This window comes from Ramlibacter sp. bp-362 (assembly GCF_054956735.1).
Map to the genome: position 1 here is coordinate 1 of NZ_JBUDXE010000068.1, position 257 is coordinate 257.

The window sequence follows — 257 nt, forward strand, 5'->3', positions numbered from 1 at the left end:
CGGCTACATGCGCTTCGACTTCTCCTGGTCGCAGGCCCTCTCGGCCGACACCCGCAGCGAGATCGAGGAGATCACGAACCGCGCGGTACAGGAATCCCTCGAGGTGACCACGCGCATCGTCTCGCTCGACGAGGCCAAGGAAGCCGGAGCCATGGCTCTGTTCGGCGAGAAGTACGGCGACGTCGTGCGCATGGTCGACATCGGCGGTCCCTGGTCGCGAGAGCTCTGCGCCGGCACGCACGTGAGCACGAGCGCGG

Annotated in this window: 1 protein-coding gene; it reads left to right on the plus strand. The window is 67.3% G+C overall.

The genetic code is table 11. From position 1 onward, the window contains the following. Positions 1-257 (plus strand): hypothetical protein (locus tag ACY0MJ_RS22430; RefSeq protein ID WP_462640774.1); only part of this gene is annotated, 257 nt, incomplete at both ends.